The sequence below is a fragment of the Dermatobacter hominis genome, from assembly GCF_020715685.1.
Classification (GTDB): domain Bacteria; phylum Actinomycetota; class Acidimicrobiia; order Acidimicrobiales; family Microtrichaceae; genus Dermatobacter; species Dermatobacter hominis.
Genome location: NZ_CP085840.1, coordinates 4,006,359 through 4,024,614 on the forward strand (window position 1 = coordinate 4,006,359; position 18,256 = coordinate 4,024,614).

An 18,256-nucleotide genomic window follows, 5' to 3' on the forward strand; every position below is an offset into this window, starting at 1 on the left:
GCGGGGAGCGGGGAGGCCGCCTGAGCGGCGGGGAGCGGGGAGGCCGCCTGAGCGGGCCGCATCGGGCAGGATGCCCTCCATGCAGGTTCTCGCCGCCGTCTACGGGCTGACCGACGCCGCCGACGAGGCGCGTCGGCTCGAAGCCGCCGGCGTCGACGGGGTCTTCACGTTCGAGGGCCCCCACGACGTCTTCATCCCGCTCGCGCTCGCCGCGCAGGCCACCGACCTGTCGGTGATGACGAACGTGGCGATCGCCTTCCCGCGCAACGCGGTGCACATGGCGCACGCGGCGTGGGACCTCCACGTGCTCTCCGGCGGGCGGTGCACGCTCGGGCTCGGCACGCAGGTCCGCCCCCACATCGAGCGCCGGTTCGGCGTCGACTTCGAGCGACCGGTCGAGCGGATGCGCGACACGGTCGAGGCGGTGCGCGCGGTGTTCCGCACCTGGCAGCACGGCGAGCCGCTCGACCACCGGGGCCCGTACCGGACCCACACGAAGATGTCGCCGATGTTCTCGCCGCAGCCGCACCCGGACGGGCCGCCGCGGATCGCCGTCGGTGCCCTCGGCCCGCGGCTCACGACGCTGGCCGCCGAGGTGGCCGACTCGCTCGCCGTCATGCCGGTGACGTCCGAGCGGTTCTTCGCCGAGTGCACGCTGCCCGCGGTCGAGCGCGGGCTCGAGCGCCGCAGCGAGCGGCTCGATCCGCTCGAGGTGCTGCCCGAGCTGATCGTGTGCTGCGGGCGGACGCCCGAGGAGCAGGCCGCCGCCGACGCAGGGTGCCGCGCCCTGCTCGGGTTCTACGTGTCGACGCCGTCGTACCGGCCGGTGTTCGACCTCGCGGGCCGGGGCGATCTCCAGCCGCAGGCCCAGCAGATGACGCGCGAGGGCCGGTGGGACGCGGTCGCCGAGCTCATCGACGACGAGGTCCTCGCGACGGTGGCGGTGCGGGGCACGCCGGCCGAGATCGCCGAGCAGGTCCGCGGCCGGTACTCGCAGCACTGCGAGCGGGTCTGCATCTACATGCCGTACGCGATGTCCGACGACCTCCTCGTCGAGCTCGTCGGCGCCCTGCACTCCGCCTGATCGGCGGCGTCCCCGCCCTCGGGTCGGGTCGTGCCCGGATCGGCGCGCGGGGGCCCCGCGACGGCAAGGGTTGACTTCCGATCCTGACGGCGCGACGTTTTCCGACGTGCCTTCGGAAAACGTCGCTGCATCGACCGATCGCCGCACGCGGAAGCGTGAGGCCCGGCGGGACCACCTCCTCGACCTCGCTGCCGCGCTCGTCACCGAGCACGGCATCGAGGGCCTGACGATGGCGGCACTCGCCGAGGCGTCGGACTACGCGACCGCGTCGCTCTACACGTACTTCCCGTCGCGCAGCGCCCTGCTGGCCGCGCTGCAGACCCGTGCCCTGGTCACCCTGGGCGGCGTCGCCGACGCTGCGGTGGCGGACTGGGACGCCAGGGTGGCCGGGGCCGGGCTCGGGCCGGCGACGGGAGCGCTCGCCCGGCTGTGGTCCTTCGCCGAGCTGTTCCTCGCCGCCCCCGACGAGCACCCGCACGAGTTCCGCCTCCAGCAGCGGCTCCTCGTCACCGACGGCGGGCAGGACACCGATGACGTCGCCGCCGTGGTGCCCGCCGCCATGGCCGTGCTCGACGTGCCCCGACGGCTGCTGCTCGAGGCCGCGTCGGTCGGGGCGATCCGTGCCGCCGACCCCGTGGTCGACCCGCTCGACCAACCCGCCGACGCCGAGCTCGTCCGGACGATCTCGTGGGTGGTCGCGCTGAACGGCGCCCTCCTCACCGACGGCCTCGTCATGGGCCTCCCCACGACCGGGACCGCGCTCGGCCGGGAGCTCACCGCCGCGCTGCTCGTCGGCTGGGGCGCCGATCCCGACGCCTCGGCGAACGCCCGCGACGCCGCCCTCGCATGGCGGGCCGAGGCCGGCGGGGCCGCATCGTGATCGCCGCCGTGCTCGTCGCCGTCGCCGCCCTCGTCGGCGGGGCCGCGCTGTGGACCCTCGCCGAGTACCTCCTGCACCGCTTCGCCATGCACGCGCTCAACGGCAAGGGGATCATGAGCCGCGAGCACCTCGAGCACCACGTCGGCTCGAGCTGGTCGTTCTCGCACACCCACCTCCTGAGCTGGGCGGGGGTCATCCTCGTCGGGCTGCTCGTGTGGGCGCCGATCGGGTGGCTGGTCGCCGGGGTGCCCGGGCTGGCGCTGGGCCTCGGCTGGTGCCTCGGCTACGCCGGCTACGAGCACCAGCACGCCATGGCCCACCTCCGCGGGCCCCGCGGGCGCTACTCGGCCTGGCTGCGCCGCCACCACTTCCACCACCACTTCGGGCACCCCAGGGCCAACCACGGCGTGACGACGTCGGTGTGGGACCACCTGTTCGGCACGCACGAGCGCCCGGAGCGGGTGCGGGTGCCCCGCCGGCTGGCCCAGCCCTGGATGCTCGACGGCGATCGCATCCGGCCCGAGCTCGCGGCCGACTACGTGCTCGTGGGCTCGACCGACCCGTCGTCGCGCGCCGCGCAGCTCGACCGGGTCCGCGCCTTCGCCTCGCTCGCTCCCGAGGACTGAGCCTCCCGGCCGGCGGGGTGCCGCGTGGTGAGCGGCGAGCCGTGCCGGGGCCGCGGTCACCCGGCGGACAGCACCGCCTGCGTCTGGGTCGTGCGCGTCGCGAGCTTCCCGTCGTCGCGGGTGATGTCGGTCTGGACGACGATCGTCGTCCGGCCGACGTGGATGGGGGTGCTCGTCGCGGTCACCGTCCCCGAGGGCACCGGCCGGAACAGGTTCGTCTTGGACTCGATCGTCGAGGTCCACGAGTCAGGCGGCAGGTTCTGCACGGCGCACAGGGCGCCGGCCGAGTCGGCGAGGGCCATGAGATAGCCGCCGTGGAGGATGCCGCCGGTCGTGCAGTGCTCCGGCGACCACGGGGCGGTGACGACCACCTCGGCGGCGGTGCTGCGGTCGACCGAGAAGCGGAGCAGGGCGGCGAGCGGCATGAGCTCGCGCAGGGAGTCGGTGGCGGCCTGATTGGTCACGCGCCCGGCTCCGCGCCGTCGAACGTGTGGTGGACCGCCTCGACGTTGTTGCCGTCGGGGTCGCGGACGAAGGCACCGAAGTAGCCGGGGTGGTACTCGGGCCAGACCCGCGGCTCGTGCAGGACCTCGTAGCCGAGCTCGGCGGCGGCGTCGCGGAACGCCTGGACCGCGTCACGGGACGGGGCGGTGAAGGCGATGTGGGACTCCCGGAACCCGTCGCCGGTGCGCTGCTGGCCGATCCAGAAGCTCGGGAAGGCGGTGCCGTAACCGATCGCCTCATCGACCTCCATGATCCGGTGGCCGCCGACCGTGGCGAGCACGGCGTCGTAGAAGTCGGCGCTCGAGCGGAGGTCGGCGCACTGGATGGAGAGGTGGTCGATCACTGGTCCTCCTCGGACGGACGTCGCGGTCCCCGGTGCGCCCGAGTGTTGCACGCGGTCCCGCCCGGCGAGCCGCCGGTCGGGGTGGGAGCGGCGGCCCGTCGCGGTGTCAGACTGCGGCCATGGTCGACATCGCCACCAACGAGGTGACGGCGGTCCCCGCCGCGCCGCCCGACGACGCGTTCGAGCACTTCGCGGCCCTGCTCGGCTACGAGACCGACTGCTGGGACGTGCACGCCTCGCCGATCGGCGACGGCTTCGTCGTGCTCGACGTCCGCAGCCGGGAGCACTTCGAGCAGGGGCACGTGCCCGGCGCGGTGAACCTGCCGCACCGGCGCATCGTCGAGCGCAACCTGGCGCCGTTCGACGACGACGTGCTGTTCGTCGTCTACTGCGCGGGACCGCACTGCAACGGCGCCGACAAGGCCGCCATGCGGCTGGCCGCCCTCGGCCGACCGGTCAAGAAGATGATCGGCGGCATCGAGGGCTGGAAGGACGAGGGCTTCGAGCTGGCGACCGGCTCGGGCGACGAGGGTGAGGTGGCATCGTGACGACGGCCGACGGACGGGTGTCGGAGATCTTCGACCCGGCGGCGTGGCAGCCGGTGCCGGGCTTCGAGGACCTCGACGACATCACCTACCACCGGGCGGTCGACGTGGGCGTCGTGCGTGTCGCCTTCGACCGGCCCGAGGTGCGCAACGCCTTCCGCCCGCGCACCGTCGACCAGCTCCACCGGGTGCTCGACCACGCCCGCCAGACCTCCGACGTCGGCTGCGTGCTGCTGACCGGCAACGGACCGTCGCCGAGGGACGGGGGCTGGGCGTTCTGCTCCGGCGGCGACCAGCGCATCCGGGGCCGCGACGGCTACCGCTACACCGTCGAGGACGAGGGGGGCGAGCCCGGCCTCACAGCCGAGTCGATCGACCCGGCCCGCTCCGGGCGCCTGCACATCCTCGAGGTGCAGCGGCTGATCCGCTTCATGCCGAAGGTCGTGATCTGCGTCGTGCCGGGCTGGGCGGCCGGCGGCGGCCACAGCCTCCACGTCGTCAGCGACCTGACGCTGGCCAGCCGCCAGCACGCCCGGTTCAAGCAGACCGACGCGGACGTCGCCAGCTTCGACGGCGGGTTCGGCTCCGCGTACCTCGCCCGGCAGGTCGGCCAGAAGTTCGCCCGGGAGATCTTCTTCCTCGGCGACGAGTACTCGGCCGAGGACGCGCACCGCATGGGCATGGTCAACGCGGTCGTCGACCACGAGGAGCTCGAGGCCGTCGCGCTCGAGTGGGGCCGCAAGGTGATGGGCAAGTCGCCGACCGCGCAGCGGATGCTGAAGTACAGCTTCAACCTGATCGACGACGGCCTCGTCGGCCAGCAGGTGTTCGCCGGCGAGGCGACCCGGCTCGCGTACATGACCGACGAGGCGGCCGAGGGCCGGGACTCGTTCCTCGAGCGCCGCGACCCGGACTGGTCCGGCTATCCCTGGCACTTCTGAGCGCCGGTCCCGGCCCGGACGGTCGGGCGAAGCGAGCTCGGCGATGCGAGGTCGGACGATGTGAGCAGGGGCGAGGTCGAGCCCGGGCGAGGTCGGGTCGGTCAGGCGGCGTCGGCCAGGGCGACGGCCTCGTCGGCCAGCGCCACGGCCTCGACCGCCATCGCCTCGGCCTTGCGGGCCTTGCGCAGGCGGCGCACGACCGGGAAGCCCCACACGAACGTGGCCAGGGCCCAGCGGCCCGGCCCGGCGTCGCCCCGGCGGCGCGTCGAGCGCCACACGAACAGCGACTCGAGCGAGTGCAGGGCCAGGGTGCCGAACAGGATCGACCGGATCGTGCTGCGCGGGATCGCGTCGCCCACCGTGTCCTCGAACTGCTCCCAGGCCTGGTCGCTGAACGTCAGGGCGGTCATGGAACCCAGCCCGACGAGGACGAACAGCCTCCAGAGCAGGCTCGGCTTGCGGCGGACGGACATGCGGCGCTCCCTCTGTTTCCGACGCGGCTCAAGCTATCCGAGTTGCATCAGCTCGATGCGCGTCCCGTCGGGGTCCGTGCAGTACACGAACCGCAGCTCGGCATCGCCCATCGGGATGCGGGTCCACGTGTCGTCGAGCACCGTGCCGCCGGCGTCGGTGATCCGCGAGGCGACGGCGTCGATGTCGGTCACGTTCAGGCACATGTGGGTGAACCCGAGCCGGTTGACCTCGCGGCGCGTCCCATCACCGAGGTGGCCCGGGGCGACGAAGTGCAGCAGCTCGATGGACATGCCGTCGCGCTGGACGAACCGGGACCGCAGGTCGGGGGCGTCCACCTCCATCAGCGGGCCGAACTCGACGCCGACGGCGTGGTCGGCCGTGACCGTGAAGCCGAGGCCGTCGCAGTAGAAGGCGGTCGACCGCTCCACGTCCGACACGCAGAGCCCAATGTGGCTCAGCGTGATCCCGTCGTCGCTCATGATGCTCCTCCCGTGGTCACGGCCCCTGCGCCGACCGTGATCGTGGCCAGGTCGTCGGGGGCCAGGACGGTGCCGTCGAAGTGCTCGGTCGCGATGTCGATCCACTCCTGCGCGCCGCCCGGCGGCGGGGCGGGGACCATGTGGGTCAGCACGAGGGTGCCGACGCCGGCCCGGGCCGCGGTCTGCGCCGCCTGCACGACGGTGGAGTGGTAGTCGCACACGTCCTGGAGGCGCGGGAGCGGGATCTGGCGGATGACGTCGTCGCGCACGACGGTCTGCACGTAGACGTCCGCGCCCCGGACGAGCCGGTCGAGCCCCTCGCACGGCACGGTGTCGCCCGCGATGGCCACCGAGGCGCCCTCGTGCTCGATGCGGTAGCCGACCGTCGGCGTCACCGGCCGGTGGTCCGTCGGGGCGGCGGTCACGGTGATGCCGGCCGCGCCGAGCTCGGGGAGGGCCACGGGGCCGTCGAGCACCTCGGTCACATGCACCTCGGGGCCGGCCTCGATGTCGTCGTGGTGCGCGATGCGGTACCCGATGTCCTCGGTGAGCATCGCCAGGGTCCGGTCGACGAGGCCCTCCGACCCGGGGGGACCGACGAGGGGCAGCGGCAGCGGCACCATCGACATGACCCACCGGGTGGTGATCACGTCGTTCAGGTCGGTGGTGTGGTCCGAGTGCAGGTGCGTGAGGAACTGCACCGCGACCCCGGGCGGGCCCGGCACCCCTGCTGCGGCGAGCCGCAGGAGCACCCCACGACCGCAGTCGAACAGCAGCGCCAGACCACCGGCGCGCACGAGCGTGGCGGGCCCGGCCCGGAGCGGATCGGGGATGGGCGAGCCGGTGCCGAGCAGCGTGACCTCCACGGTGGGCACGGTAGCGTGACCCCGTCCACCGACCAGGGGGTGTTGGTCCATGTCGTCCCGTTCCGCCCAGCCGCGCGCGTCCCGCCGCCCGGTGCCGACCCTCCGCCGGGCCGGCCTCGCGGTGCTGGCCCTGCTCGCCCCGATGGGCGTGCTCGCGGCGTGCAGCTCCGACGACGACTCGGCGAGCAGCACGACCGGGGCCTCGTCGACGACCACGACCGCCGCGGCCGAGGAGCTGACGATCCTCGTCACCAACGACGACGGCGTCGGTGCGCAGGGCATCGACGTCCTGGTCCAGGCGTTGCAGGCGATGCCCGAGACGAAGGTGGTCGTCGCGGCACCGGCCGAGAACCAGAGCGGCACCGGCGGCAGGACGACCCCGGGCGGGGCGACGGCCACGCCGACCACGATGCTCAGCGGCGAGCAGGCCACCGCGGTCGCGGGCTTCCCCGCGGACTCCGTGGTGTGGGCGCTCGACGGCGGCATCCCCGAGACGCCGCAGCTCGTCGTGTCGGGCATCAACTCCGGCCAGAACGTCGGTGCGTTCATCCAGCTGTCGGGCACCGTCGGCGCGGCGCGGGCTGCGGCGAGCCGCGGCATCCCGGCGCTCGCGGTGTCGGCGGGGGTGAACGACACCGCCGGCTTCGACGAGGCGGCGGAGCTCGCGGTGGCGTGGATCGACGAGCACCGCGGGGCGCTGCTCGACGGGTCGATGGCGACGACGCCGGCGCCGGTCGCCAACCTCAACGTCCCAGGGTGCTCGGCGGGCGAGGTGCGCGGCGTGCTCGAGGTCCCCGCGTCGGCCGACCCGCCGGCGTCGCTCGAGAAGGTCGACTGCGGCGCCCCGGAGCCGCCGACGAAGCCGGCCGACGACAACGCCGCGCTGGCGGGGGGCTGGGCCGCGCTCTCCGACATCGGCGTCGGCTGACGGACGGTCGAGTCGGGCGCCTCGCACCTCGTTGGCCACCCCAGGTGGCCGTGGTCTGACGTGCAGTGGCACCGGAGGTGTCCTCCGGGGGAAACCTCGGTGACCGCGGCCCGAAAACGTTGACCAGCGTTCAGCTTTGTGGTGCGCTCTCCGGTGGACCCGCGGAGGCTGACCGTGGGCCGGGGGCCGAAGGAGAGCACACCGTGCGCAGATGGGCGATCATCGCGGCAGTCGTCGCGTTCACAGCATTGGTGGTCGGGGCGTGCACCACGCCGCCGACCGACCCGGGCCAGACGACCACGACGACGTCGTCGACCACCACCACGTCCACCACGGCGCCGCCGGTCGACAACGACGGTGACGGGTACACGAACCTGACCGACTGCAACGACGCAGACCCGGCGATCAACCCCGGTGCGCCCGACCCCATCGACGAGCTGAACGTCGACAGCAACTGCGACGGCCAGGACGGCGTGGTCACCGACATCACCTACGTCAAGGCCGCCGGCGGTGCCGACACCTCGACGTGCGGCGTGATCGCCGAGCCGTGCGCCACGATCGCGCAGGGCCAGAACCGCACCGCCGCCATGTCGACGTCCATCGTGGCGGTCGCGGGCGGCAGCTACCCCCGCTTCGCGGTGGCCAACGGGCTGTCGATCCGCGGCGGCTTCGGCCAGAACTTCAAGCGCGGCGGCGCGGCGACGGGCACCACGGTCGCCACCGTCACCGGCAGCTTCGACCCGTCGGTCAACGCCTCGGTGGCGATCCTCGCCGACGGCATCACCTCGACGACGAGCGTCACCGACCTCAGGGCCGTCGGCGCCGACGAGTCCGGCAACGCCCGGGCCAGCTACGCCGTGATCGTCCGCAACTCGACGTCCGCGCTGACCATGGACTCGATCTCGGTGGTGGCCGGCAAGGGCTCGAACGGCTCGGTCGGCACCGCCGGCACGTCGGCCATCCAGACCGCCGCCCAGTCGGGCAACGCCGGCCAGGACGGCGACGACGGCATCAGCACCTGCAACACCGATCGTCGCTCCGGCGGCGCGTCGATCAGCGGCAGCGGCGCCGGTGGCGCCGGCGGAGCCCGCGACACCTCCTGCTCGGCGGGCACCTGCGGCATCTTCGGCGGCAACTGCGACGCCACGTCCGGCCTCGCCGGCGGCAACGCGACCGTGACCGGCGCCTCGTGCGGCCTCGGCCGTCCGGGCGGTGCGCCCGGGACGCCTGCCCAGCCCGGGACCGCCGGCCTCCCCGGTTGCGTCAGCGACGGCGCCGGCGGCTCGGCCGGCGCGGCCGGCAACGGCACCATCAGCGGTGGCCTGTGGGCCCGCAGCGGCGGCACCGGGGGCAACGGCACGCTCGGCTCCAACGGCGGCGCCGGCGGTGGCGGCGGCGGTGGCGGCGGCTCCGACGACGACATCGACGACCAGGGCGCCGGCGGCGGCAGCGGTGGCGCAGGGGGCGCCCGGGCCTCGGCCGTGGGCACCGGTGGCAGCGCGGGCTACGCGGCGATCGGCGTGCTGGTCTCCGGCTCGAGCGCCAACCTCCTGAACTTCAACGTCACGCTCGGCACGGGCGGCGCCGGTGGCGCCGGCGGCTCGGGCGGCCTGGGTCAGCCCGGCGGTGCCGGTGGCCCCGGCGGCGCGGCGTTCCAGAGCGGCGGCGCCGGTGGCAACGGCGGTGCCGGCGGTCGCGGCGGCCACGCCGGTGGCGGCGGCGGCGGTGCGGGCGCCCCGGCCATCGGCCTGCTCACGACGGGCTCCTCGGCCACGCTGTCCGGCTTCTCCTTCACCGGTGGCGCCGGTGGCGCCGGCGGTGCGGGTGGCACGACGGGCATCACCGGTTCGAACGGTGCGAGCGGCGCGGTGGTCGCCCAGCTCAACCTCTGACAGACGCTCCGGCCCCGGCCGGATGTGGGGGAGATGATCGACGGGGGCCTCCGGGTCCCCGTCGTCGCGTCGGAGTGGCTACCGTGCCGCCCATGACGGATCTCGTACTCGGCGGAACGGCCGCGCTCGTCACCGGCGGCGGCAGCGGCATCGGACTGGAGAGCGCCCGGCGGCTCGTCGCGGACGGCGCGGCGGTCACGATCATGGGGCGGACGGAGGAGCGCCTCCGCGACGGCGTGACCGCGCTGGAGGCGGCGGCGCCGACCAACGGCCTGGTCCGCTTCGTCGTCGGCGACGCGAAGTCCGAGGACGACGTCGCCCGGGCGGTCGCGGTGGCCACCGAGGCCACCGGGGGGCTCGACTTCGCGGTCGCGTCCGCCGGGCGGGGCGGCCTCGGCCCGATCATCACGACGCCGCTCGACGAGTGGACCGACATCATCGCCACGAACCTCACCGGGACCTTCCTGCTGTTCAAGCACGCCGGTGCCGCGATCGCCGGCAGCGGCGGTGGCTCGATGGTGGCCATCTCGTCCATCGCCGCCGCCGTCACGCACCCGTTCATGGGTCCGTACTGCGTGTCGAAGGCGGGCATCGACATGCTGGTGCGCCAGACCGCCGACGAGCTCGGCCGCGCCGGGGTCCGGGTGAACGCCGTGCGTCCCGGCATCGTCGAGACCGACCTCGTGTCGATGGTCATGGACGACGAGCAGGTGATGGGCAGCTACCTGGACAACATGCCGGTGTCGCGCGCCGGCAACGTCGACGACGTGGGCTCGGTCGTCCGGTTCCTGCTCGGCGAGGAGTCGTCCTGGGTCACCGGCACGTCGCTGAGCGTGGACGGCGGCCACCACCTGCGCCGCGGCCCCGACTTCGAACCGGCGGCCCGGGCCTTCTTCGGCGACGACGCGGTCGAGGGCCGCGTCACCGCCGCCGACGAGGGGGCGGCCGGCTGATGGCGACCACCGAGCGTCCCCGCGTCGACCTGCTCGACGGCGCCTTCTACGTCGGCGACCCATACGCCGCCTACGCGTGGATGCGCGAGCACGAGCCCGTCTACTGGGACCCGGTGAACGAGCTCTGGGGGATCGCCCGCTACGACGACATCGTCGAGGTCGAGAAGCACAAGCACCTCTTCATCAACTCCGACCAGGAGAAGGGCGGGTACCGCCCGAACATCCCGGCGGACCCGGCGATCATCGGCCTCGACGACCCGCTGCACTCCCACCGCCGCAACCTGGTCGCCCGGCGCTTCACGCCGAAGGCCGTGTCGCGATGGGAGGACCACGTCCGGGGCGCGGTGTCGGCCCTCCTCGACGCGGCGATGGCCCACGGCGGGACGGTCGAGGTCGTCGGCGAGCTCGCGGCACCGCTCCCCGCGGAGATGATCGGGCTCCTGCTCGGGTTCCCCGAGGAGACGTTCCCGCAGCTCGTCGAGTGGTCCGAGCGCACGATCGAGATGGGCGGCGGGCCGCGCTACTTCAACGAGACCGGCATGACCGCGGCCATGGAGTTCGCCCAGGCCTCGGCCGAGCTGTACGAGGAGAAGCGGCGCTGCCCGGCCGACGACGTCATGACGCTGTGGACCCAGGCCGAGGTGCCCGGTCACCCCTTCGGCGTCGACGAGGTCATCTCGGACTGCCTGCTCCTGCTCGACGGCGGCGCCGAGACGACCCGCACGGTGATCGCCCGGGGGATGATCGAGCTCTCCCGGCGCCCCGAGCAGTGGGCGCTGCTGCGCGAGCAGACCGACCTGACGATCGCGGTCGAGGAGCTGATCCGCTTCGTCACGCCCATCCACAACATGTGCCGGGTCGCGGCCGAGGACGCCGAGGTCGCGGGCACGCCGATCGCCGCCGGCCAGCAGCTGGTCCTCATGTACTCGTCGGCGAACCGGGATCCGGAGCACTTCGAGGACCCCGAGGAGATGGACCTCGCCCGCCACCCGAACCACCACATCGCGTTCGGGTTCGGGACCCACTTCTGCCTGGGCTCGTCGCTGGCCCGGCTCGAGATCCGCATCTTCTTCGAGGAGCTGCTGCAGCGGGTGGCCGAGCTGCGCGTCGACGAGGCGTCGATCGAGGAGATGCCCAACGCGTTCGTGTACGGGCTGCGGTCGGCCCGGATGGACCTCACGCCGGTCTGAACCGGGGCCCCGACCGGGTCCTCAGATGTCGAGCGCCCGCCGGACCGCGGAGCGGAGCTCGTGGCGGATCTCGTCGGCGTCGATGTCGGTCAGCGGGGTGTCGCCCATCGGCGCCATCGCGAACGACACGCCCATCGCGGCCGCCATCCGGATGCGACGTCGCGGGTCGATCTCGGGGTTGCCGAGGACGGCGCCGACCTTGTCGTGCAGCTCGTGGTGCTGGCTGCCCTCGTCGTGCAGGTGCTCGAAGACCTCGTGGTTGCGGTCGAAGAGCTGGAAGAGGCGGCGGTTGTCGACCATCCAGTCGATGACGCCGCCCAGGGCGTCGGCCCACTCCTCGTCGGTCGGCGTCGCGGGCATCCCGGCGACCCACTCGCGCTGGATGGCCTCGAACGGCTCGAGCAGCGCGGCGACCATCTCGGCCTTGCTGGCGAAGTGGTAGTAGAGCGCCGCCTTGGTCACGCCGACGCGTTCGGCGATCTCCCGCAGCGACGTGCCCTCGTAGCCCTTCTCGATGAAGAGGTCGGTGGCCGCATCGAGGATGCGCTGGCGCGTGGAGAGCCGGTCCTCCTCGACGGGGGAGCGGGGGGCGGTCGAGGTGTCGGCCATGACGGGTCCCATCGTACCTGATCGAGGTCTTACTTGACGGCCGGTCAGCTCGCGCTTACCGTCCGGTCAGTCAGATGTTACCGACCGGCCGGTCAGGCGAACACCCGCTCGAGGGTGGCCCCGGCCGACCACCCCCGAACGAGGAGGTCCCCGTGGACGGACCGATGATCGAGGCCGTCGGCCTCCGCAAGCACTTCGGCGCCACCCAGGCGCTCGACGGCGTGAGCCTCAGCGCCGAGGCCGGCACGGTGCTCGGCGTGCTGGGCCCGAACGGCGCCGGCAAGACCACCACCGTGCGCGCCCTCACGACGCTCATGATCCCCGACGAGGGCCAGGCCCGCGTCGCCGGCATCGACGTCGTCCGGTCGCCCGACGCCGTGCGCCGCGTCATCGGCGTCACCGGGCAGAACGCCACCCTCGACGAGCTGCTCACCGGTCGCCAGAACCTCGTGATGGTCGGCGAGCTGTGCCGCCTCGGGCGGCGGGCTGCGGGCGTCCGCGCCGAGGAGCTGCTCGAGCGCTTCGAGCTCACCGACGCCGCCGACCGCACCGTCAAGACGTACTCCGGCGGCATGCGCCGCCGGCTCGACCTCGCCGCGAGCATCGTGGCCGACCCGCCGGTGCTGTTCCTCGACGAGCCGACCACGGGCCTCGACCCGTCGAGCCGGGCCCGGATGTGGCAGGTCGTGCGCGAGCTCGTGGCCGACGGCGCGACCGTCCTGCTCACCACCCAGTACCTCGACGAGGCCGACGAGCTGGCCGACCGCATCGTGGTCGTCGACCGCGGCCGGGTGATCGCTGAGGGCACGGCGGCGGAGCTCAAGTCCCGCATCGGCGGCGAGCGGCTCGTCGTCCGGCTCAGCGAGTCGCACCCCGAGGCCGCTGCGGTCCTGGTGCCGTTCGTGCAGGGCGAGGTGGCGCTCGACGAGTCCGACCGCCGCCTGTCGGCGACGATCCAGCCGGTCCCCGGGCTCGTCACCTCGCTCGTGCGGGCTTTCGACGACCGCGGCATCGCGGTCGACGACGTCCAGATCCACCACCCCTCGCTCGACGAGGTGTTCTTCACCCTCACCGGTCGTCCGCCCACCGAGGACGACGCCGACACCGCAGGAGCCGCCGCATGACCGCCACCCTGACCCCGACCGCGCCGGCCAGCCGGCCCGGGCCCACCGCTGCCGAGGACGGCGGCCGCCTCCGCCGGTGGATCGGCGACAGCTGGATCATGACCCGCCGCAACCTGGTCCACATCTCCCGGGAACCGATGCAGCTGTCGGACGTCACGGTGCAGCCGGTGCTGTTCACCGTGCTGTTCGTGTACATCTTCGGCGCCGCCATGGTGCTGCCCGGCGGCGCGAACGTGAAGGACTTCCTCGTGCCCGGCCTCCTGGCCCTGAACCTGACGACCTCGTCGGTCGGCACCGCGATCGGCCTGACCCAGGACCTCCACACCGGCGTGATCGAGCGATTCCGGACGCTCCCGATGAGCCCGGCGTCGGTGCTGACGGGGCGGTCCGTCTCCGACTTCCTCTCTGCGTCGGTGTGCACCGCCTTCGTCCTGCTCACCGGGCTCGTCGTCGGCTGGTCGCCGTCGACCGACCTGCTCCACGTCGCCGCCGGCATCGGCGTGGCGCTCCTGTTCGCCTACTCGCTGAGCTGGGTGTGCGCCTGCCTCGGGCTGCGCTCGGGCGACCCGGAGTCGGCCCAGGCCCTGGCGTTCCTGTTCGTGTTCCCGCTGGCGTTCGTCTCGAACGCCTTCGCCCCGACCCAGGCCATGCCGACGGTGCTGGCCACGATCGCGGAGTGGAACCCGGTGAGCGCGGTGACCGCCGCGGTGCGCGAGCTGTTCGGCAACCCGAACCCGTCGTCGCTGGTCGACGTCTGGCCGATGCAGCACCCGGTCCAGGCGACCCTGCTCTGGAGCGCCGTCATCCTCGCGGTGTGCGTGCCGCTGGCGACGCGGATGTACCGCAACCGGACCGCCGACTGACTGGCGCCTCCGGCGGCGGGACCGTCACACATCGGGGCTGTCACACATCGGGGCTGGCATCCGTCGGGAGGGCATGGACGATGCAGCGACCGAACCCCTCAGCAGCACTGACCTCCCCCTCCCCGGGGCCGCCGACGTCGTGGTCGTCGGCGGCGGGCTCGCCGGCCTGACCGCCGGCGTCGTCGCCGCCCGCAGCGGGGCCCGCACCGTCGTGCTCGACGCCCACGTGCCGGGCGGTCGGGCCGCGGTCCGCCGGGTGCCGCTCGAGGGCGTCGACGGCGAGGCGGTCTTCAACAGCGGTCCGCGGGCGCTCTACGTCGGCGGCGCCGGGCGGGCCGTGCTCGACCGGCTCGGGCTCACCCCCGCAGGGCGCAAGCCGCCGACGAAGGGGAGCGGCGCCCTGGTCGACGGCCGCCTCGACGTCCTGCCGACGGGACCCGGTTCGCTGCTGCGCACCGGGATCGTGTCGCGCTCGTCGAAGGCGAGGCTGACCTCGGTGCTCGGCCGCCTCGCGACCGGACGCGTGCCCGCCGGCCGGCCGGACGTGTCGAGCACCGGGTGGATCCACGAGCTCGTCGGGGAGCGCGACGACGTGGTCGCGACGGTCGAGGCGCTGTTCCGCGTGGCCACCTACACCGCCGACCTCGACTCGCTGTCGGCCGACGCCTCGGTGCCGCAGGTCGTGCACGCCACCAGCTCGGGGGTCCTCTACCTGGACGGCGGCTTCCAGCAGCTGGTGGACGGGCTGGCCGACCGGCTCCGCAGGGCCGGCGGCTCGCTGCACGGCCACGCGGCCGTCCGATCGGTCGAGCCGGGGGCCGGGGGCACGTGGACCGTCACGTGCGCCGACGGCCGAGCGGTCGTGGCGCGGGCGGTGGTGCTCGCCGGCGGCGGCCCGGCGGTGGCGGCGGGCCTTCTGGACCGGCCGGTCCTGGTCGACCGCGCCGGGCCCGAGGTCACGGCCGCCTGCCTGGAGCTGGCCGTCCGTGGCCCGGTGCCCACGCGCTTCGTGCTCGGCATCGACGAGCCCCTGTACCTGTCGGAGCACGCGCCCCCGGCCGACCTGGCGCCCGAGGGCGTCAACGTCGTCCACGTGGCGCGGTACGGGGCCACGTCGGCCGACGCCGATCGCACCCGGCTCGACGAGCTGGCCACGCTCGCCGGCATCCGGCCGGCCGACGTCGTGGCCCGCCGGTTCCTCGGCCGGATGGTCGTCCAGGCCGGGATGCCGACCGCTGCGGGCGGTGGGCTCGCGGGTCGGCCGCCGGTGGTCGTCGACGACCGCCCCGGCGTGCTGCTGGCCGGCGACTGGGTCGGTCCGGTCGGGCTCCTCGCCGATGCCGCCGTGGCCAGCGGCGAGTCGGCCGGTGCGCTGGCGGCGGCCCACGCCCGCACCGTGCGCCCGCTCGCTGGCACCCGTCCCGTTGCGGGAGCGGGGGCTACGGTCGGAGCGGAGCCACGATGAGCCACGACGAGCACCCCGACGCCCCCGGCCCGACCGCCGCGGCGGTCGAGGTCTTCGAGGCGGAGCGGGCCCGGCTGACCGGCCTCGCGTACCGCATGCTCGGGTCGCTCGCCGATGCCGAGGACGTGGTGTCCGAGGCCTGGGTCCGGTTCCAGCGCACCGACCCGTCGACGGTCGAGCGGCCCGCGGCGTGGCTCACGACCGTGACGTCGCGCCTGGCGATCGACCGCCTCCGGTCCCAGGCCAGCCGGCGCGAGGACTACGTGGGCCCGTGGCTGCCCGACCCCGTCGTGACCTCGGTGCCGGGCGCGGTCGGACCGGCGCCGTTCGAGGACCCGGCCGAGCGCGCCGAGCTCTCCGAGTCGCTCACCCTCGGGTTCCTCGTCGTGCTCGACCGGCTGGGGCCGGTGGAGCGGGCCGTGTTCCTGCTCGCCGACGTGTTCGGGGAGCCGTACGCGGAGATCTCCCGGGCCGTCGGACGCTCCGAGGAGGCCTGCCGTCAGATCGCGTCGCGCGCCCGTCGTCGGGTCCGCGAGGAGCGGGCCGACCGCAGCGCGGCCGACGAGCACCTGCTCGCCGGCCTCGTCGGTGCGCTCGCCGTCGGCGACGTGCAGGGCCTGCTCGACCTGCTCTCGCCCGACGTCGTGCTGACGAGCGACGGCGGACCCGACCGCCACGCCGCCCGACGTCCGGTGCTCGGCCCCGACAAGGTCATCCGGCTGCTGCTCAACCTGACCGGCCGGGTGCCCGAGGGCATCGCGATGGAGATCCAGCACGTGAACGCCGCGCCGGCCCTGGTCGTGCACCACCCCGACGGGCCGATCGTCGTGTCGGCCGACGCCAGCGACGACGGGCGCGTCGCCGCCATCCGCGTGCAGCTCAACCCTGAGAAGGTGGCGGCGCTCGACACCCCGTTCCCCGGCGTCTGAGCCGCCGGCGGGTCGCTCAGTACTTGAGCTCGGGCTCCGTGCCGGCCGGCAGGTTGATCGTCTTGTACTCGAGGAACTCCTCGAGGCCCTCCGGGCCCAGCTCCCGGCCGAGACCGGACTGCTTGTAGCCGCCGAACGGCGAACCGAACGCCATGCCGTACATGTTCACGCCGTAGGTGCCGGTGCGGACCCGGCGGGCGACGTCGAGCGCGGCGTCGACGTCGGCCCCCCACACCGACCCGGACAGGCCGTAGTCGGAGTCGTTCGCGATGCGCACCGCGTCGTCGACGTCGTCGTAGGAGATGACCGACACGACCGGTCCGAAGATCTCCTCCTGGGCGACGCGCATGTCGTTGGTGACGTCGACGAGCAGCGTCGGCTCGACGAACCAGCCCTGCTGGTCGGTCCCGGGACGGCCGCCGCCGACGGCGACGCGGGCGCCCTCGTCGGCCCCGACCTGGATGTAGCCCTCGACCCGATCGCGCTGCGCCTCGTTGATGAGCGGGCCCACGTTGGTGCCGAAGTCGGTCGGGTCGCCGACCACCTGCGCCGCCATCTTCTCGGTGAGCACGCCGACGATCTCGTCGTAGCGGGACTGCGGGGCGAGCACCCGGGTCTGGGCGACGCAGGCCTGGCCGTTGTTCATGATGCCGGCGGAGAGCAGCTCGTCGGCGATGCCGTCGATGTCGACGTCGTCGAGCAGGATCGCCGCCGACTTGCCACCGAGCTCCAGCGTGCAGCGCTTGAGCTGCTCGCCGCAGATGGCGCCGATCTTGCGACCGGCGGCGGTCGAGCCGGTGAACGACACCTTGTCGACGTCGGGGTGGCGGACGAGGTACTCGCTGACCTCGCGGTCGGCCGGCACGATGTTGAGCACGCCGGCCGGCACGCCGGCCTCCTGCGCCAGCTCGGCGAAGCGGAACGCCGACAGCGGCGTGTCGGGGGCCGGCTTGAGGACCATCGTCGAGCCGGACGCGAGCGTCGGCGCGAACTTCAGCATCGAGATGAAGAGGGGCACGTTCCAGGGGATGATGCCGGCGACGACGCCGACCGGCTCCTTGCGCACGATCGCTGGGCCCAGGATGTCCTGGCGCAGCTCCTCGAACTCGAACTCCTCGAGCACCTTGACGTAGGCGTCGAGCACCATGTTGGTGGCGCCGATCTGGCCGAAGTGCGAGAACAGGATCGTGGCGCCGACCTCGTCGGTCACCAGGTTGGCCAGCTCGTCGGAGGCCTCGAGCAGCTTGGCCTGCAGCGACCGCATGACCTCGAGGCGCTCGGCCTTCGTGGCACCGGCCCACGGGCCCGTCTCGAGCGCGGCCCGGGCGGCGGCGACCGCACGGTCCACGTCGGCCTTGGTGCCCTCGGGGACGCTCCCGATGACCTCGAGCGTCGCGGGGTTCACGACCTCGAAGCGATCGGAGCCGGCGGGATCCACCCACTCGCCCCCGATGTAGAGCTGCTTGTAGTCGGTCATCGATCGGTCCCCCTCGGACGGAAGTTCGGTCCGCGCAGCGTACCTGACCCCCCGTCAGATCGACGCCGCGGCGGACCGCCGGAT

20 protein-coding genes are annotated in these 18,256 nt (G+C 73.7%); 13 read left to right on the forward strand and 7 right to left on the reverse strand.

The annotated features are described in order from the left end of the window. The first annotated feature begins 79 nt into the window (after nt 1–79). The 3 genes from LH044_RS18760 (at nt 80) to LH044_RS18770 (ending at nt 2,590) form a co-directional block, all read left to right on the forward strand. Nucleotides 80–1,084 (forward strand): TIGR03617 family F420-dependent LLM class oxidoreductase, encoded by a 1,005-nt coding sequence (locus tag LH044_RS18760; RefSeq protein ID WP_227757138.1) that lies wholly within the window; start codon nt 80–82, stop codon nt 1,082–1,084. A 106-nt stretch (nt 1,085–1,190) separates the two neighbouring features. Further along, a complete protein-coding gene (locus tag LH044_RS18765) occupies nt 1,191–1,964 on the forward strand; it encodes a TetR/AcrR family transcriptional regulator (RefSeq protein ID WP_227757139.1) in 774 nt (257 codons plus the stop codon). Continuing rightward, complete coding sequence (locus tag LH044_RS18770; RefSeq protein WP_227757140.1) at nt 1,931–2,590, forward strand: sterol desaturase family protein; 660 nt, start codon at nt 1,931–1,933, stop codon at nt 2,588–2,590. The genes LH044_RS18765 and LH044_RS18770 overlap by 34 nt, the downstream gene beginning before the upstream one ends. Nucleotides 2,591–2,646: 56 nt before the next feature. Here the strand turns inward: LH044_RS18770 and LH044_RS18775 are convergent, their stop codons facing one another. Beyond that, on the reverse strand, nt 2,647–3,054 hold the full coding sequence (locus tag LH044_RS18775) for a PaaI family thioesterase (RefSeq protein WP_227757142.1): 408 nt from the start codon (nt 3,052–3,054) through the stop codon (nt 2,647–2,649). Beyond that, nucleotides 3,051–3,437 carry a VOC family protein gene (locus LH044_RS18780; protein WP_227757145.1) on the reverse strand — a complete coding sequence of 129 codons (387 nt, stop codon included), beginning with the start codon at nt 3,435–3,437 and terminating at the stop codon, nt 3,051–3,053. Before LH044_RS18780 ends, LH044_RS18775 begins: the two co-directional genes overlap by 4 nt. 119 nt (nt 3,438–3,556) lie before the next feature. On the opposite strand from LH044_RS18780, the gene LH044_RS18785 reads away from it, so the two are divergent. Both LH044_RS18785 and LH044_RS18790 read left to right on the forward strand, forming a co-directional pair. Beyond that, a complete protein-coding gene (locus LH044_RS18785; RefSeq protein WP_227757155.1) occupies nt 3,557–3,985 on the forward strand; it encodes a rhodanese-like domain-containing protein in 429 nt (142 codons plus the stop codon). Continuing rightward, on the forward strand, nt 3,982–4,923 hold the full coding sequence (locus LH044_RS18790; RefSeq protein ID WP_227757156.1) for a 1,4-dihydroxy-2-naphthoyl-CoA synthase: 942 nt from the start codon (nt 3,982–3,984) through the stop codon (nt 4,921–4,923). Before LH044_RS18785 ends, LH044_RS18790 begins: the two co-directional genes overlap by 4 nt. Before the next feature lie 101 nt (nt 4,924–5,024). Here LH044_RS18790 and LH044_RS18795 read toward each other — a convergent pair whose 3' ends face one another. The 3 genes from LH044_RS18795 to LH044_RS18805 are packed head-to-tail and all read right to left on the reverse strand — an operon-like array spanning nt 5,025 to nt 6,793. After that, a complete protein-coding gene (locus tag LH044_RS18795) occupies nt 5,025–5,396 on the reverse strand; it encodes a TMEM254 family protein (protein ID WP_227757158.1) in 372 nt (123 codons plus the stop codon). Nucleotides 5,397–5,429: 33 nt separating this feature from the next. Further along, on the reverse strand, nt 5,430–5,876 hold the full coding sequence (locus tag LH044_RS18800) for a VOC family protein (RefSeq protein WP_227757159.1): 447 nt from the start codon (nt 5,874–5,876) through the stop codon (nt 5,430–5,432). Further along, nucleotides 5,873–6,793, reverse strand: a complete 921-nt coding sequence (locus LH044_RS18805; RefSeq protein WP_374210507.1) for an MBL fold metallo-hydrolase — start codon at nt 6,791–6,793, stop codon at nt 5,873–5,875. Before LH044_RS18805 ends, LH044_RS18800 begins: the two co-directional genes overlap by 4 nt. Nucleotides 6,794–6,833: 40 nt before the next feature. On the opposite strand from LH044_RS18805, the gene LH044_RS18810 reads away from it, so the two are divergent. The 4 genes from LH044_RS18810 (at nt 6,834) to LH044_RS18825 (ending at nt 11,705) form a co-directional block, all read left to right on the forward strand. Then, complete coding sequence (locus tag LH044_RS18810; RefSeq protein WP_227757163.1) at nt 6,834–7,670, forward strand: 5'/3'-nucleotidase SurE; 837 nt, start codon at nt 6,834–6,836, stop codon at nt 7,668–7,670. 203 nt (nt 7,671–7,873) lie between these two features. After that, complete coding sequence (locus LH044_RS18815) at nt 7,874–9,562, forward strand: putative metal-binding motif-containing protein (protein WP_227757165.1); 1,689 nt, start codon at nt 7,874–7,876, stop codon at nt 9,560–9,562. A gap of 92 nt (nt 9,563–9,654) precedes the next feature. Beyond that, nucleotides 9,655–10,515 (forward strand): SDR family oxidoreductase, encoded by an 861-nt coding sequence (locus LH044_RS18820; protein ID WP_227757167.1) that lies wholly within the window; start codon nt 9,655–9,657, stop codon nt 10,513–10,515. Beyond that, on the forward strand, nt 10,515–11,705 hold the full coding sequence (locus tag LH044_RS18825; protein ID WP_227757172.1) for a cytochrome P450: 1,191 nt from the start codon (nt 10,515–10,517) through the stop codon (nt 11,703–11,705). Before LH044_RS18820 ends, LH044_RS18825 begins: the two co-directional genes overlap by 1 nt. A gap of 21 nt (nt 11,706–11,726) precedes the next feature. On the opposite strand, the gene LH044_RS18830 is transcribed toward LH044_RS18825, so the two are convergent. After that, complete coding sequence (locus LH044_RS18830; protein ID WP_227757177.1) at nt 11,727–12,314, reverse strand: TetR/AcrR family transcriptional regulator; 588 nt, start codon at nt 12,312–12,314, stop codon at nt 11,727–11,729. A 152-nt stretch (nt 12,315–12,466) separates the two neighbouring features. Between LH044_RS18830 and LH044_RS18835 the strand changes: the two genes are divergently transcribed. The 4 genes from LH044_RS18835 (at nt 12,467) to sigJ (ending at nt 16,695) form a co-directional block, all read left to right on the forward strand. Then, a complete protein-coding gene (locus LH044_RS18835; RefSeq protein WP_304512021.1) occupies nt 12,467–13,438 on the forward strand; it encodes an ATP-binding cassette domain-containing protein in 972 nt (323 codons plus the stop codon). After that, complete coding sequence (locus LH044_RS18840; protein ID WP_227757179.1) at nt 13,435–14,301, forward strand: ABC transporter permease; 867 nt, start codon at nt 13,435–13,437, stop codon at nt 14,299–14,301. The genes LH044_RS18835 and LH044_RS18840 overlap by 4 nt, the downstream gene beginning before the upstream one ends. A gap of 73 nt (nt 14,302–14,374) precedes the next feature. Beyond that, the gene (locus LH044_RS18845; RefSeq protein ID WP_227757183.1) at nt 14,375–15,766 is read left to right on the forward strand and encodes an FAD-dependent oxidoreductase; all 1,392 of its coding nucleotides are present in this window, start codon (nt 14,375–14,377) and stop codon (nt 15,764–15,766) included. Continuing rightward, a complete protein-coding gene (gene sigJ, locus LH044_RS18850) occupies nt 15,763–16,695 on the forward strand; it encodes an RNA polymerase sigma factor SigJ (RefSeq protein WP_227757184.1) in 933 nt (310 codons plus the stop codon). The genes LH044_RS18845 and sigJ overlap by 4 nt, the downstream gene beginning before the upstream one ends. Nucleotides 16,696–16,711: 16 nt before the next feature. Here sigJ and LH044_RS18855 read toward each other — a convergent pair whose 3' ends face one another. After that, the gene (locus LH044_RS18855; protein ID WP_227757185.1) at nt 16,712–18,172 is read right to left on the reverse strand and encodes an aldehyde dehydrogenase; all 1,461 of its coding nucleotides are present in this window, start codon (nt 18,170–18,172) and stop codon (nt 16,712–16,714) included. Nucleotides 18,173–18,256: the final 84 nt, after the last annotated feature.